The organism is Rhodococcus sp. NyZ502 (assembly GCF_041464245.1).
GTDB lineage: Bacteria > Actinomycetota > Actinomycetes > Mycobacteriales > Mycobacteriaceae > Rhodococcus_F > Rhodococcus_F qingshengii.
This window is the reverse complement of record NZ_CP167155.1, coordinates 2,929,374-2,944,764: the sequence shown is the minus strand read 5'-3', so window position 1 is coordinate 2,944,764 and position 15,391 is coordinate 2,929,374. Positions and strand designations below refer to the sequence as shown.

Below are 15,391 nucleotides of genomic sequence, written 5' to 3'. Positions count from 1 at the left end.
TCAGGCTCCGATCGTGACGGGATTCGGGGTGGCGCGGCCACGTGGGAAGCAAGCGACTCCCAGCCCCACGACCAGCGCTACCGTGATGGGCGCGGCCCACTGCAGAATGGGGTACTCCCCGGTGGGGTTGAAGATCTCGGCTCGTGGCCAGGACAGGTTGATCACCATCAGCGCGCCGTACACAACCGCGGCGATGTTGACCGGAACTCCCCAGATGCCCAGGGAGAAAAGCTTTTTGCCTTCGGCGTCGAACTTGGGGCCGACTGCCGTGCGAGGCCATCCCTTGAGACGCTGAACCAGCAGCGGCACGGTCACCATGAGGTAGGCCAAGTAGATCAAGATGATGCATACGCTGGACAGGGTTGCAAAAATTGCCGAGTTGCCCACGTTGACGGCCAGGACGGCAATGCAGACCAGACCGATGAGGACGGACGGCGCGATAGGTGTTCCGGTGCGGGGGTTGACCTTTGCCAGTACCTGCGAGGCAGGAAGCCGCCCGTCGCGGGCCATCGAGAACATCAGCCGTGAAGCAGCAGTCTGAATGGCCAAGGTGCACACGAACACTGCGATCGAGACGTCGATCAACAAGACCGTGCCCCACGGGGAACTGAGAATCGATGTCAGTACGTACGGCAAACCTTCCGTGGCCAGGCGTCCGTCGGTGAGTGAGGGCGCTGCCATCAACGCGCCGAGGATCATCAAGCCGCCGCCGAGCGCAGAAGCGGACAGTGCAAGCCGGATCGTACGAGGTGCGACGCGTCGGGGGTTGCGGGTCTCCTCGGCCAGTTCGCCTGCCGAACCGAAGCCGACCATGACGTAGGCAGCCATCAGTCCGGACATGATCCACGCCCAGGCGTATCCGGGCTGACCGCCGGCACTGCCGGTGTCGAAGACGACGTCCGGTCCGCGCTGAGCGTGGGTGAAGAACATCCCGATCACTGCGATGACACCGACGATTTCGCAGGTCACGCCAATGTTGTTGATACGCGACATCCAGTTGACGCCGATGCAGTTGATAAAGGTGGTCAGAACCAGAAGTACCGATCCGAGCAGCACGGCGTTGGCGGCACCACTCGATGAGGTGAGTGCGCTGTCCTCGCCGATGATCTGGAACCCGCTCCACACATTGGGGAGCACGACCTGCAAGGCGATCGCGGCGGCCGATGCAGTGACGATCTGAGCGAGAATCATGAACCAACCGGCGAACCAGCCGACGATCTCACCACCCATCCGCCGCGACCACTGGTAGATGGCACCCGAAATCGGATATCTGGCAGCAAGTTCCGCGAAGTTGAGAGCGACCATGAACTGACCGATGAAGACGACCGGCCACGTCCAGAAGAATGCCGGACCCGCGAAACCGAAACCGAGGCCGAACAATTGGAAGATCGTGGTGAGGATGGAGACGAAGGAGAAGCCCGCGGCGAAAGACGCGAACTTTCCCAGCGATCGATGCAGCTGCTGCTCGTAGCCGAACTCCGCGAGGTCACCGTCGTCGTGAGGCGAAGAGGCGAGTGCGGAAGCGGTGGTGGGCTGCGCAGCCGGGGTGGTTGCACTCAACGGCGTACTCCTTCGGCGAAGCGATTCAGAGGCGAATAACTGTCGATTGATAGTTTTCGTGAAATCCACTCGCCGCAGGTGACGCCCGCGTATACGATTCGCCTGATTCTGTAACAGGCTCGTTGAGTACGTTTCGAGCACGTGACCGAATGCTCACAGCGGCGGCCATCCCGCACGTAAGGCCGCAGCCTGCCACTATGGAAGGCGTGACCAACGCCGGCCCCGGACGACCCCGCCTGACCGCTCGCCGACGCCCGGGTGGCACTGCCCGGGCGGAGATCTTGGATGCAGCCGCTGAACTGTTCACCACCCGAGGCTTCGCCGCGACGTCCACACGCCACATCGCCGAAGCAGTCGGAATGCGTCAGGCGTCGCTGTACAACCATTTCGCCACCAAGGACGACATTCTGGTTGCACTTCTCGCCGACACCGTGACGCCGGCGCTCGACTTCGCGGAGAATCTCAGGCCACTCGACACCGCACCCGAGGTCAAGCTGTACGCACTTTCGTACATCGACGCGGCACAACTGATCACCGGACGGTGGAACCTCGGCGTCCTTTATCTCTTACCGGAACTGAGAAGTGACAGGTTCATGTCGTTCCGAGCCGATCGCGATCGGCTTCGCGAGCAATACCGGGCACTCGCCCAGGATGTGCTCGACGCGATTGACGATCCATCATCAACGCACCTGGCCGAGCTTCCGTTTCGCCTGGTAGAAAGTGTGATCAGCGCGCGAGCCGACGCGCTCGAAGGCACCCCGATTCCCGACGCCGCCGTCATCGCCGGGTCGGCGCTGCACATTCTTGGGTGGCGCCAGGATCTTGACCCCATCCATACGGAAGCGGCAACGATCATTGCGAACGCAGAAACGCCGAAACTGTCCGGGGCTGCATCAGCTCCGGACAATTTCGACGCATTGAGGACCTAAACGGCCACGAGACTAGACCGAGAGGGACTGTCCCGGGAAGATCAGGTTGATGTTCGGAACCTGGCTGGCGAGGTTCTCGAGCGAGATGCCGTGTGCAGCAGCGATCTTCGACAGGGTGTCGCCTGCCTTGACCACGTAGTTGCCGCTTCCGGTGCTTGCTGCCGGAGCCGACTCGACGGAAGCCTCAGCGGTGACGGGGGCGGCTGCGGCCTCGTAGTTGCCTGCGGTGGTGCCGGTGGTCAGGTACTGACCGCAGACGGGCCATGCGCCGACGCCCTGGCCTGCGAGAACGTTCTCGGCGACACGGATCTGCTCGGCCTGGCTGGCGTTGGCAGCGTTGCCCGATCCACCGAATGCGTTCCAGGTGCTCTGCGTGAACTGCAGACCACCGTAGAAGCCGTTTCCGGTGTTGGCGGCCCAGTTACCGGAGGACTCGCAGTTTGCGACTCCGGACCAGTCGTGGCCGGCTGCCGAAGCGGTGCCGGTGCTCATGGCGAGCGGGATCGCGACGACTGCGCCTGCGGTTGCAACTGCGCCGAGGGCGCGCTTGAAGGTGATGCTGGTCATTGGGTAAATCCTCTCCGCTACCGCGGACGAGGTCGGCCCGGACGCTTTCACGTCTCGTCGATCGACTCGTCTGTTTCACTCCTGCCCCGCGAAGGTTTCGGGAGTACCGGACCCGCGGGGCAGAAGCACGCAGTTGCGGGTCGGTGTTTGCCCGGTAGTTTCGGGCTGTCAACGACCGTAGGTGATGGTCACGGATTGGTCACGGGGCAGTTTTCCGGCACTGCTGTACCAGACTCAGTCGAAACTCGAGCAATAACCACAGGTCAACTAATTGATTCGAGCTTCAACCATACCGATCGTTATCCGTCCGTTATGTGGCAACCGTCACGGTGATTTTGTGACCCACCACACCGAAACAGGCCGTGTCGGACCGCCAACGAGGATCCTGGGGATGTTAAGAGATTCCTGGCAACGGGAAAAACCAACCGCCCCAATCACTATGGAGAATTGACTGGTGATCATCGCAGTAGAAGGACCCAGCGCCGCCGGCAAGACCACCTGGTGCCGAACCCAACTCGGTGGACAAACCGCAGCGGAAGGATTCGTCGCCGAGTATCAGCCCACGGGGCGCGAGCCGGACGGTACGGATCTCGACGTCCAGGCAAGTTACTGGGCAACGGTCAATTCGAAGCGATGGTCGCAAGCGGAAGATCTCGAAGCGAGAACCGGTATCGCGCTCTGCGACAGCGACCCGCTGAAACTGCACTACAGCTGGTGTCTCGCTGCGGTGGGCGCAGCACCTCGGGAGCGATTCGAGTACGAGCTCGCGGCAGTCGAGACAGCTTTCGAGCACCTCGAACTGGGTTTCGCGGATCTGACCGTCATCTCGATACCGTCACCGGGGCAGCTTCTACTTCAGCGCGAAGGAGACCCCAGCCGCCGACGACGGCATTTCGAGCTTCACGCGGCGCTCGCCGAGCCCCTCACCCACTGGTACTCGGCGGTGAACATGGTAGATCCAGGTCGCGTTGTGTGGCGCTTTCCGACACAGCTCGATCTTTCGCGCTGTCCCCCGCCTCGATCGGATCGCAGCGATCCGGGCCTCCTTCGCGCGATGATCAACGAGCTGCCGCCTCTCCCCAGGTAGGGAGTGGCTGCTCGATCTCAGCGCGCTCGTTCGACCCTGGCCTCGTCCCACACCGGCGACTCGCTCTCGTACACGTTCCCGTCCGATCCGAAGACGAGGAACTTGTCGAACCCGCGCGCGAACCAGCGATCGTGCGTGACCGAGATGACCGTGCCGGCAAACTGAGCAATGCCCTGCTCGAGCGCGTCAGCCGAATGAAGGTCAAGGTTGTCGGTCGGTTCGTCGAGCAACAACATCGTGGCGCCGGAAAGCTCGAGGAGCAGAATCTGCAGGCGCGCCTGCTGACCGCCGGACAGGTCGTCGTACTTCTGTTCCGCAGCTTGGGACAATCCGTAACGGTCCAGCGCGCGGCTCGCCGCTTCGCGTCCCATTCCGCTGCGGTGTTCGTCGCCCATGTGCAGGATCTCGAGCAGCGTGTTTCCGGTCAGATCAGGCCTGGAATGGGTCTGCGCAAACAATCCGGGACGTACCCGGGCACCCAGCGTCGCAGTACCCCCGTGCTCGACCGGCGCGATGTCGAGCGCCTCGACGGGCAGATGCTCGCTCCCCGGATCGGTCCCCCCACCCGCCAAGAGCCGAAGGAAATGCGACTTCCCGGATCCATTGGAGCCCAGCACGGCAACCCGATCTCCGTACCAGATCTCGGTGTCGAAAGGCTTCATCAATCCGGTCAGCTCGAGATCTTGACATACCAACGCGCGCTTGGCGGTTCGCCCGCCCGCCAGCCGAACCGTCACCTTCTGCTGAAGTGGAATCGCTTCGGGTGGCCCTGCCTCCTCGAACTTCGCCAACCTGGTTTGCGAGGCGTGATACCGCGCAGCGACGCCGTCGTTGAACTTGGCCTTTTCACGCAATCGCAGAACCAGGGCACGTAATTTCGCGTGCTCCTCGTCCCAGCGTCGACGCAGTTCTTCGAATCGAGCGTTGCGATCCTCGCGGGCCTGGTGGTAGCTGGCCAGCCCAGCGCCGTGGGTCCACGACGTTGCGCCGCTGATTCCGGGCTCGAGTGTCACGATGTGGGTGGCCGCGTTGGCGATCAGTTCGCGGTCGTGGCTGACGAACAAAACCACTTTCGACGATTCCGAGATCGTCTTTTCCAGCCATCGCTTGCCCGGAACATCGAGGTAGTTGTCCGGCTCGTCCAGCAGGAGTGCGTCGTCGGGCCCAGCGAACAGTGCTTCGAGAACCAACCGTTTCTGCTCGCCACCACTGAGGGAGTTGGCCGCGCGCCACTTCGCACGGTCATAGGGAACACCGAGAGCCGCGGTAGTGACCTTGTCCCAGAAGTCTTCGGTCTCGTAGCCGCCCACGTCGGCCCAATCGGCCAGCGCATGCGAATACTTCATTTGAGTTGATTCCTCGTCGCGCTCGATCATCGCGTTTTCTGCCGTATCGAGCGCCAGTGCTGCGTCCCGGATCCGTGCCGGCGAGACGGACAACAGAAGATCGCGCACGGTGGACTCGTCGCGAACCTGGCCGACGAATTGCCGCATCACGCCCAGTGTTCCGGATCGAGTGACAGCGCCCTCGTCGGCGACGACGTCTCCGGCGACAATGCGGAGCAACGTCGTCTTACCAGTCCCGTTGGGGCCTATCAGTGCAGTTTTTGCACCGTTGCCGACCCGAAAGCTGACACCGCTGAGCAGTTGCCGACCATCAGGGAGAAAGTAGTCGACGTCGGCGATGTTGAGGTGGGTCACGCTGTCAAGAGAACCCTACCCACGGTGATCTGCCAAACCATTATTCCTGCCTTCGGTCTCGAGCTCACTACCGTCGTGGGATCGTCCGACCGCATCGAGCGCCGCCAGATATCCGAAAACCATTGCGGGACCGATAGTTGCACCTGGACCGGCATAGGTATGACCCATCACCGGTGAGCTGGTGTTACCTGCTGCATAGAGCCCGTCGATGACCGAACCGTCGGCGCGCAACGCTCGCGCGCGAGCGTCCGTGTTGATGCCGCCTTTGGTCCCCAGGTCTCCAGGCACCATCTTCGCGGCATAGAACGGACCCTTCGTGAGTTCTCCGAGGCTGGGGTTGGGCTTGTTGGTGCAGTCGCCGTAGTAGTGGTCGTATCTGCTTGTCCCACGGCCGAAGTCGCGATCGACTCCGTCGCGCGCGTGACTGTTGAATCGCGTGATGGTCGCGGACAGCGCATCGCCCGGCACTCCGATCTCGGCAGCGAGTTCGGCAATCGATCCAGCTCGCACGATCGCACCCGATTCGATCCACGACCGAGGTATGGGCCTGCGCGCCGGAACCCCCGCGAACAGGTAACGGTCACGGTACGTCTGATCGAAGATCAGCCAAGCCGGGATGTTCTCAGCGGGTCCTACACCTCGGCCGTACTTTCCGCCGAACATGGCGTGTGCCGCTTCGACATAGGGAAGTGACTCGTTCATGAAGCGCTGACCGCTGGCGTTGACCATGAGGCTGCGAGGCAACGAGCGTTCCGCCAAGGCGAACCACGGGCCTTTGGGCAGTGGAATCGACGGGGCCCACCACGCGTCGTCCATGTCCGAAATTGCGGCGTCGACGCGTAGAGCTGCACGGATGCCATCCCCGGTATTGGTCGGTGCCCCGAGAGTCCACTGCGCGCTACTCGGCCGTCGCTGGTACTCGCCTCGCATGTCGTCGTTGTTGTCGAACCCGCCACACGCGAGGATGACACCGCATCGAGCGTGCATGGTGGTCTGCACTCCCCCGGACTCGAGTCGCACACCCACGACACGATCACTGTCGGTCACCAAATCCACAAGCCTCGTCCCGAGCTCCACCGTCACTCCGGCGTCCCGAACTCCGAGCATCAGTTCGGCCATGAGCGCCGGCCCGAGCCCGATCAGCTTCTTCTTCCGAGCTCTTGCGGCCAGGGATCTCATTCCTACCCGAAGCATCCGCACCGGACCCCGCCAATGCCGGATCCCCGTGCTCAACCAACGGTAATCAGATTGTTGGACAACCATGTTGAGCGGAACCTTCATGTACGGCGGATGAAGTGTCGCAAGATCGTCGCCCAGAGCTCGCGCGTCGAACGGGCGCGGCTCGCACGAGCGGCCGCTTGCACGTCCGCCAGGTGCCTCGGGAAAGTAGTCGGAGTACCCCTTCACCCATTCGAGCTCCAACGCAGAGTGACGAATCAGGAAATCGAGGGCTTCCGGACCCCGATCGATATACGTGTCGATTCGGTCGGCGTCTGCATCCTCTCCGACAATGCTCTTCAGATATGTTCGCGCAGCGTCGATATCATCTGTCGGTGCCTCGCGGCGAAGTATCGAGTTTCCCGGAATCCACACGCCGCCCCCGGACCGGGACGACGAACCGCCCCAGTATTCGGACTTCTCCACGAGTATCGTCGAGAGTCCGTTGCGGGCTGCGGTGATGGCTGCAGACATGCCGGCAGCCCCCGATCCGACAACAACGACATCCACTACGGGCACATCTACTACGGGCGGCACGGCGCCCTGAGGGTTCTCGTTCATCACTGGTCACGACCTTTCGTGTCATCTTCGTCCTGCGTGTGCCACCGGGATCCTCGAACAGCGTCGAGCGCCCCCTCGACGCACACGGGAAGTGATGCCCCGCGCTTGTGAGGGTTACGTATCCATTGCCGATAACCGAACTCCGCCGCTGCCAACATCAAATGAACGAGAAGTCCTGGGCGGCTGTCGTTTTCCGGATCGAGTTGCATACGTTGCGCCACCAACTCGACCAACCGATCACGATGCTCGGGCGCGATCAGAGCGACACGATCCATCAGGTGCGGCGCGGTACGGAACGCCGATCGCCACTGATCGATCTCCGCGGACTCGAAAGCATTGGAACGCTCGAGGATTGCCCGTGATATCGCAAGATCAGCCGACTCGGTCGGTGGGCGATCCTCGAGCAACGTCACGATTCCGGCACCGCCCTGCCTGACCGGATCCAACAGCAGATCCTCCTTGTTACGAACGTGCCGGAAGTACGTACTCGCCGATACCCCCGCTGCCGCCGCAATCTGCTCGGTGGTCACATCCTCGAAACCGTCACGCGCGAACAGATCGAATGCCGCACGTTGAATGTCTGCTCGCACCTGCAACCGCTGTCTCTCCCGTAGTGACATCAGCAACGTCCTCCCGCCTCGGCCGAGATCCGGCCATTCTCGATAATGCGAGTCTCACCTATTGTGACAGTTACTGTCAATATCCAATTCTCTGTCAGATATCAGCAGACCCGGGCACATCGTTGACAGGGCATTCGATGCCACGACAAGCTTCGAAGATGAAGCGATGGGGACCGAATTGAGACGTTTCTCCAACAATTTGTCGATGCGGGGCTTCAAGGCGCGGTCACCGAAGCGTATTTCGGTGGTCCACTCTGGCGCATGACCCTGCTCGCCCGTTTCGACGACCGAGCCCTTGGCCCCGACGGCGCCGTCATCTATCGAAATCGAACAGTGCTTCTCGTTCGGACCAAGTGGGAAAGATCATCGAGCAAGAGGACTACTACGAGGACACCGCCAGAATCGGTGACTTCGACAGGCGGCTCCGCGAAATCGAAGCCGGACGAGCCTGTGGCACAGTCGTGGGATGACAGACGTCAGGATTGACCGTCACCGAAAGCTGTCGGCGTTCCTGTCTTCCCAGAACGATGTCGAACTGGCCCGACTGGTCGACACCGTTCAAATCTCGAGTGTCGGCGTAGGTGGCGCCGCAGGAGTGATCAGGGTCTATGACAACAGGCTCAACGGCGTTCCGGTATTCACCAAACGCATCCCACTGAGCGTGCGGGAAATCGCCGAGGTGGGCTCTACTTCCAACCATTTCGATCTGCCGACGTTCTGCCAGTACGGCATTGGTGGCCCAAGCTTCAACGCCTGGCGAGAACTGGCCGCGAACATCGTGGTCACCGATGCCGTTCTGGCCGGCGAAACACAGTCGTTCCCAATGCTTTACCACTGGCGGATACTTCCCGGACGTTCGCCCGTTGCGGCCGAACACGCCGACATCGATTCCGTTCACACCGCCGGCGCCAGCCGTGAAGTGCGGACCCGTCTCGAAGCGCTTGCCGCTGCGCCGTGCAGCCTCGTACTGTTCTGCGAGTACATCGAACACCCGATCTCGAATTGGCTGGAAGACAACCCGTCCGCCAAAGCTGCCGAAGTCGAGCGACAGTTTTCGGAGATCGTGGCATTCTTGCGCGATCGACAGTTGCTGCACATGGACGGACATTTCGGCAACATGCGCACCGACATGGAGCGGATCTATCTCACCGACTTCGGACTGGCCACATCCCCACACTTCGACCTGTCGACTGCCGAGCACGACTTCGTCCGGCGCCACGCCACTCATGACGCCGACTACGCCGCCATGCTTCTGGTCAACTGGCTGGTGACCGAGGTCTGCGGGGTACCGAGGCCGACGAGCGGCGGACCAGTCGCCCGCAACCAGTACGTACGACGATGCGCCACAGGTCATATTCCAGGTGATGTGACACCAGAGGTGGCCGCGATCGTGACACGGCACGCGCCCGCCGCTGCGAGGATGAACGACTTCTACTGGCGATTGTTCGACGGCGACTTCGATGCGCCCTACCCGCATGCCGCGCCAGTTCCGACTTCCGGTCGAGCACAGGGTTTTCCCTGAACTGCCGTATTCACATCTCAGGGTTCATGTCATCCTCGGGACCGATGTGCTGGTCAGTGCCGGTAGGGCACAGTTCTCCTCATGATTGAACTGAGGGGATTGACCAAGGTTTACGGACCGACGAAAGCGGTGGACGACTTGTCGTTCACGGTCAAGCCGGGCATCGTGACGGGCTTCCTGGGCCCGAACGGTGCAGGCAAGTCGACGACGATGCGGATGATCCTGGGTTTGGATCAGCCGACGTCGGGTGCGGCGTTGATCGAGGGCAAGCCGTACCGCGAGCTCAAGACGCCGTTGCGGACGGTGGGTGCGTTGCTGGATGCGAAGTGGGTGCACCCCAATCGCAGTGCGCGTGCACATCTGCAGTGGATGGCTGCTTCGAACGGGATCCCGAAGTCCCGCGTCGACGAGGTGCTCGGGTTGGTCGGATTGTCCGAGGTGGCGGGCAAGAAGGCCGGCGGGTTCTCGCTCGGTATGTCGCAGCGTCTGGGGTTGGCGGGTGCGCTGCTGGGGGATCCGAAGGTGTTGTTGTTCGACGAGCCGGTCAACGGTCTCGATCCGGAGGGCATCGTCTGGATTCGTAAGTTCATGCAGCGGTTGGCGGCCGAGGGCCGCACGGTGCTGGTGTCGAGTCACCTCCTGTCGGAGATGGCGCTCACGGCGGAGCAGTTGGTGGTGATCGGTCGGGGTCGGTTGATTTCGGATTCGACGGTCGCGGAGTTCGTGGATCGTTCGTCGGAGTCGACGGTGCGCGTGCGCAGCCCACAATTGGACGCTCTCCATGCCGCATTGACTGCCCAGGGACTGACTGTCCGCGAGGAACATTCAGGATCGGAGCCGGTGTTGGTGGTCGTGGATTCGACCACCGATGTGATCGGTGGTTTGGCTGGTTCGCAGGGAATCGTGTTGCACGAGTTAGCTTCTGTGCAGGGATCGCTTGAGGATGCGTTCATGAAGTTGACCGGGGACGATGTCCAGTACCACGCATCCGGTATCGATCCGGGCGCCGGAACCCACCACGCAAACACACAGCACGCTATGGGAGGTGCACTGTAATGGCTGTTCTCAGTGCTGAACGTATCAAGATCACCACGACCAAGTCGCCGCTGTGGTGCACGATCACAATCATCGTCCTAGGGTTGGGCGTCGCCTGGATGATCGGGCGTTCGTCGAGTTCGAGCATTCAGGCGTACAACGACGAAGCCGCATCAGGAACTCCTGATTTCGAGAAATTCCTCCCCACGTTCAACGACGCGGGGCTAGGAGTATCCGGATTCGGCGTCATGGTCCTGATGATCATGGCGGCGCTCGCGATCACCAGCGAGTACCGCTTCGGCATCATCCGTACCACCTTCCAGGCCATCCCGAGTCGGGCTTCGGTTCTGATCGCCAAAGCCGGCCTGATCGGGGCTTTCGGCGCGGTACTGTCCTTCGTTCTCATGCTCGGCGCGGTATTCATCACCAAAGCTGCGGCAGGCTCTGAAGGTTCCACCAATCTGGCACTGGACAACGCCGATGCCTGGCGTGCCGTTTACGGCGTACCGATCTTCGCGTTCCTCTGCGTCGCCCTTGCCATCGCCGTCGGAGCACTCCTTCGTCAGTCCGCCGGCGCCATTGCACTACTGCTGCTGTGGCCACTGCTCATCGAGAGCCTGTTCGGCATGTTCGGATCCTTCGGCAGAAACGTCACACCGTTCCTCCCGTTCGCCAACGCCGACCACTTCCTCTCTTCGGGTTCGAGCACCAATTTCCATTGGGGCCCTTGGGGAAGCTTGTTCTACTTCGCAGCGTTTGTGCTGGTGATATTCGGAATCAGCATCGCCGTCGTCAACAAGCGCGACGCCTGACCGAGTCGCAAACCGACCAAGACCAAAACTGGCCGCACCGGAGCCCTTCCGGTGCGGCCAGTTTCGCGTTGACAGAACCCGCAGCGCTTGTCGATCACGCCAAGGAACAGGGCACGCGCGGGTTCGCGTCACTCTGCCCCGCGGACGCGGCACCTCGAAATAAGACCTGGTCGAGTTCCTGGCAGACTGACCTTACGCGTCAGCGTTCCAGTTGCGCGGCAAGCTCTTTCATCCAATCGAGGAATGCCTGCGGGCCGTCGAACTGGACGCCGTCGACAGCAGCCACTTCCGGTGCGATGTCGTCGCCCTTGACCACCAACGCTTCTCCACCCGAGGCAAGGACAGCGGCAAAGGCCGGTAGGTCACCCCGGTCGTCGCCCGCGTACGCGACGACGTCGACCCCTGCGGCCGCGATCGCGCGAAGGAGGCCTGTCCCCTTGTCCTCCTCAACGGGTGGGCGCAATTCCTCGACCAACTTCCCGGGCTCACGCCGCAACCCGGTCCGGCTCGCGATTTCAGTTGTCGCTGCTTCCACCAGACGCTGCGCGGCCGCTCGATCTGCAGCCCGACGCCAATGCACGGCCACCGCAAGGCCTTTGCTCTCGACATGGATGCCAGGAACTGCCTGAGAATCGAACAAGCGGCGCAGGTCGGCTTCTGCTTCAGCGACGGCATCACTGAACGCCGCGACGGCCGGAAGCACCTCGATTCCGTTGTCCGTCCAGGTCTCGACACCGTAGGAACCCATGAGTACAACCGAATCCAGACTCAGCCGTTCTCGCAGAAACGACACCGGCCGCCCCGAAAGCAGGCCGACTACACCGAGGTGTTTCGTCAGAGTCGCGAGCACGTCTTCGGCGCCGGGCAGGAGTGCACTCGCCGACGGATCATCGACGATGGGTGCAAGCACACCGTCGAAATCCATCACCAGTCCACAGCGAGCTGGATCGGACGTGAGTCGGAGGATGACGTCCGAAGCGGTTCGCATGGTTCGAGTGTGCCAAATCGATCGCACTCGCAATACCAACACCGGAGCCGAATGTAATCTCTGCCACTTCGTCCAGGTTGTCCGGAACCGCTGAGTAGGTCGCGTCGTCTCCCTGTAAGGGCCCACAGTGGTCCGCTAAAGTTCTCACGACGCTTACCAACTGGGGGGTAATGATGAGCGAATTGACGGTCGCCACTGACGGCATCCGAAAGTACGGCTCGACGTCGACCGAAGCGGCAGGACGCATCGTGCAGGCCGCCGCCGTCGATCTGGGTGCAAACATCGCAGCAGTCGCACCGGCCGTGGGCCCCGTCGGGATCGAATTTCTCGAAGCATTCGCGCGCGCTCAGGCCACACACACCAAAGATGTTGCAGCACTCGCCAGGTTCTACGCCGGCAACGCCGCGACGGCCGGTGCAGCCGCGCAGGCCTACGACACCACAGATCATGCAATCGCAACAGATCTGACCGCTGCGGCCGGATCGACGGGCGCGACCGCGTGAGCACCGAAGACGACTCGACGACCGTCATCGAATTCCTTCACGGTGGCGCTCCTGCCCCGGTACTGCCGAACAATGTGGTCGAATCGATGCTCGCCGGCATACCGGTACCGGCACTCCCCGGAATCGAAGATCTGTTCGCGCCCTTGATCGAACTCGGGAAGAGTCTCGGCACAGGCACTTTTGCGGGCATCGATCCCGTCGGCATCTTCGATCAGGCGTCCACTCTCATCGACCACGCCATGGGACTGTCCCGAAGCGCGGTCGCCGACGTGGGCCAGACCTGGAACAGCACCGGCAGTGACGCCGCGACCGAACTGTCGCGATCCGCCCAGAACAGCGGCGCAGAATTGAGCGAACGCGGAACCGCGATATCGAAAACTGCTGCCGCCGCCGCGGAATCGGTGCAGCGAGGCAACGCGAATCTCGCGGCAATCGCGCAGTCCTTCGCCACCACGGTTGCAGCTGCCGCGCCCATCGCGTGGACACCACCAGGACAGGCGATGTTGCTTGCCTCGGCAGCTGAACACATGCAGGCAGCCGTCGCGGCGGTGACTCGGACGCGTGGGGAGATGCTCGGGCACACCGCAGCCATGAACGCCCTTGCCGGACCGATCCCCGTGCCGACCCCACCGACCAGTGAGGCACTCTCCAACCTGGTCAGTGCGGAGGCAATCAACAACGCCGCCCGTCAGATCGCCCAACCTCTTTCTGCCTCAACCGATGCCGGTGATGCGCCGTACTCCACCCACCCGGACTCCACTCAGCCAGGCACCGAGGCTGTTCGAACCTCGGCTGCACAGGCCGGCGCCGGGCTTCCGACCGGCGTCGACAAGCTGTGGGGCGCAGGCAATCCGTCGACGTCACTCGCAGCCGGCGCGTCGCCGTCACCCAGTGCGACGGCAAGCTCTGGCGGAGCATGGGTGAGCGGAAGCGGTGGCACTACCGGCGGAATGGTGAGGGGTGCAGCGGGAGTTGCTGCAGTTCAACCGGTTCCGGTAGCAACGCCCGGCCTGGGTGCACCATCGTCGACAGTCGGCAGTAGCGGCATGTCGCCGGGCGGCATGCTGGGCGGTGGACCCCGCGGATCTCGGGACGACGAGTCGTCACGCACTACCCCGAGGTATCTCGTCACTGCCGGCGACGAGAATTCGATGGTCGACGATCTGCCGATGGTGTCGCCGCCCGTGCTCGGGGCTGACGATCCCGATCAGTACCTGTTCCGAGATCACTGATCAAGACAAACCTCAGACGAAGCCCAACTCCCGCACCGCCGCACGCTCCTGCTCCAGTTCGCTGACGGACAGGTCGATCCGTTCGCGTGAGAAGTCGTCGATCGCGAGGTCGGGAACGATAGCGAACTCGCCATCGGCACAGGTCACCGGGAAGGAAGAGATCAATCCTTCGGGCACTCCGTAGGAACCGTCCGAACAGACGGCCATGGATACCCAGTCGTCCTCGGCGGTACCGATCACCCAGTCGCGGACGTGGTCGATCGACGCGCTGGCCGCACTCGCCGCAGAGGACGATCCACGCGCAGCGATGATGGCGGTGCCTCGCACCTGCACAGTCGGGATGAAATCGTTCTCCACCCAGTCGCGGTCGTCGATCACCGCGAGTGCAGGCTCACCTGCGACAGTCGCGTGGGACAGGTCCGGGTACTGCGTCGCCGAATGGTTTCCCCAGACGGACACCTTGCGCACCGACGACGCACGAACCCCGGTCTTCTTCACCACCTGCGCGATCGCTCGGTTGTGGTCGAGACGCGTCAGTGCACTGAACCGAGTATCGGGCACATCCGGTGCATTGTTCATCGCGATGAGCGCGTTGGTGTTGGCCGGATTTCCCACGACCAGCACCTTGACGTCCGAGGCTGCGTTGTTGTTGATCGCCTTCCCGTGGGCTGTGAATATCGCGCCGTTCGCACTCAGCAAGTCGGCACGCTCCATCCCCTTGCTCCGCGGACGTGCGCCGACCAGCATCCCGACGTTCGCGCCGGAGAAGGCGACATCGGGATCGTCGGTGATGTCGATGGAACTCAGCAACGGAAATGCGCCGTCTTCGAGTTCCATCGCAACGCCTTCGGCAGCGGACACGGCGGCAGGAATCTCGAGCAGTCGAAGTTTGATCGGGACGTCAGCGCCGAGCATCTCCCCCGCAGCTATGCGGAAAAGCATTCCGTATGCGATCTGACCCGACGCTCCGGTTACCGTGACGGTTACGGGCGCAATACTCATTGCCGACTCCTCACCTGCCGTTTTCACGACTGTCCGTTCTACAACGCTGTAAGAA

At 62.3% G+C, this 15,391-nt stretch carries 14 protein-coding genes; 7 read left to right on the top strand and 7 right to left on the bottom strand.

Features of this window, described 5'->3' with window-relative positions; genetic code table 11:
* Positions 1-1,560: an amino acid permease gene (locus ACBG85_RS13810; RefSeq protein WP_042951823.1), complete on the bottom strand. Its 1,560-nt coding sequence runs from the start codon at positions 1,558-1,560 to the stop codon at positions 1-3.
* A gap of 197 nt (positions 1,561-1,757) precedes the next feature.
* On the opposite strand from ACBG85_RS13810, the gene ACBG85_RS13805 reads away from it, so the two are divergent.
* Positions 1,758-2,489, top strand: a complete 732-nt coding sequence (locus tag ACBG85_RS13805) for a TetR/AcrR family transcriptional regulator (protein ID WP_054188193.1) — start codon at positions 1,758-1,760, stop codon at positions 2,487-2,489.
* Between the two features lie 12 nt (positions 2,490-2,501).
* On the opposite strand, the gene ACBG85_RS13800 is transcribed toward ACBG85_RS13805, so the two are convergent.
* A complete protein-coding gene (locus ACBG85_RS13800) occupies positions 2,502-3,056 on the bottom strand; it encodes a transglycosylase family protein (protein ID WP_003944949.1) in 555 nt (184 codons plus the stop codon).
* 454 nt (positions 3,057-3,510) lie between these two features.
* Between ACBG85_RS13800 and ACBG85_RS13795 the strand changes: the two genes are divergently transcribed.
* Entirely contained in the window at positions 3,511-4,143 is a 633-nt protein-coding gene (locus ACBG85_RS13795; protein ID WP_372027775.1) for a hypothetical protein, read from the top strand.
* Positions 4,144-4,160: 17 nt separating this feature from the next.
* Here ACBG85_RS13795 and ACBG85_RS13790 read toward each other — a convergent pair whose 3' ends face one another.
* The 3 genes from ACBG85_RS13790 to ACBG85_RS13780 are packed head-to-tail and all read right to left on the bottom strand — an operon-like array spanning position 4,161 to position 8,242.
* Positions 4,161-5,843, bottom strand: a complete 1,683-nt coding sequence (locus tag ACBG85_RS13790) for an ATP-binding cassette domain-containing protein (protein ID WP_372027773.1) — start codon at positions 5,841-5,843, stop codon at positions 4,161-4,163.
* Positions 5,844-5,858: 15 nt separating this feature from the next.
* Positions 5,859-7,622, bottom strand: coding sequence for a 3-oxosteroid 1-dehydrogenase (gene kstD, locus ACBG85_RS13785; RefSeq protein ID WP_372027771.1), 1,764 nt, complete (start codon positions 7,620-7,622; stop codon positions 5,859-5,861).
* On the bottom strand, positions 7,622-8,242 hold the full coding sequence (locus ACBG85_RS13780) for a TetR/AcrR family transcriptional regulator (RefSeq protein ID WP_039972893.1): 621 nt from the start codon (positions 8,240-8,242) through the stop codon (positions 7,622-7,624). Before ACBG85_RS13780 ends, kstD begins: the two co-directional genes overlap by 1 nt.
* A gap of 466 nt (positions 8,243-8,708) precedes the next feature.
* Here ACBG85_RS13780 and ACBG85_RS13775 point away from each other — a divergent pair, with 466 nt between their 5' ends.
* The 3 genes from ACBG85_RS13775 (at position 8,709) to ACBG85_RS13765 (ending at position 11,611) form a co-directional block, all read left to right on the top strand.
* A complete protein-coding gene (locus ACBG85_RS13775) occupies positions 8,709-9,764 on the top strand; it encodes a serine/threonine protein phosphatase (protein ID WP_372027769.1) in 1,056 nt (351 codons plus the stop codon).
* An 81-nt stretch (positions 9,765-9,845) separates the two neighbouring features.
* Positions 9,846-10,820, top strand: coding sequence for an ABC transporter ATP-binding protein (locus ACBG85_RS13770; protein ID WP_064075363.1), 975 nt, complete (start codon positions 9,846-9,848; stop codon positions 10,818-10,820).
* On the top strand, positions 10,820-11,611 hold the full coding sequence (locus tag ACBG85_RS13765) for an ABC transporter permease subunit (protein ID WP_003943323.1): 792 nt from the start codon (positions 10,820-10,822) through the stop codon (positions 11,609-11,611). The genes ACBG85_RS13770 and ACBG85_RS13765 overlap by 1 nt, the downstream gene beginning before the upstream one ends.
* A gap of 199 nt (positions 11,612-11,810) precedes the next feature.
* On the opposite strand, the gene otsB is transcribed toward ACBG85_RS13765, so the two are convergent.
* Positions 11,811-12,599: a trehalose-phosphatase gene (otsB, locus tag ACBG85_RS13760; protein WP_372027768.1), complete on the bottom strand. Its 789-nt coding sequence runs from the start codon at positions 12,597-12,599 to the stop codon at positions 11,811-11,813.
* 173 nt (positions 12,600-12,772) lie between these two features.
* Between otsB and ACBG85_RS13755 the strand changes: the two genes are divergently transcribed.
* Together ACBG85_RS13755 and ACBG85_RS13750 are read left to right on the top strand one after the other, a co-directional pair.
* Complete coding sequence (locus ACBG85_RS13755; protein ID WP_372027766.1) at positions 12,773-13,102, top strand: type VII secretion target; 330 nt, start codon at positions 12,773-12,775, stop codon at positions 13,100-13,102.
* Positions 13,099-14,334 (top strand): hypothetical protein, encoded by a 1,236-nt coding sequence (locus ACBG85_RS13750; RefSeq protein ID WP_372027764.1) that lies wholly within the window; start codon positions 13,099-13,101, stop codon positions 14,332-14,334. The genes ACBG85_RS13755 and ACBG85_RS13750 overlap by 4 nt, the downstream gene beginning before the upstream one ends.
* Before the next feature lie 12 nt (positions 14,335-14,346).
* Here the strand turns inward: ACBG85_RS13750 and ACBG85_RS13745 are convergent, their stop codons facing one another.
* Complete coding sequence (locus ACBG85_RS13745) at positions 14,347-15,336, bottom strand: malate dehydrogenase (protein ID WP_042452093.1); 990 nt, start codon at positions 15,334-15,336, stop codon at positions 14,347-14,349.
* Positions 15,337-15,391: the final 55 nt, after the last annotated feature.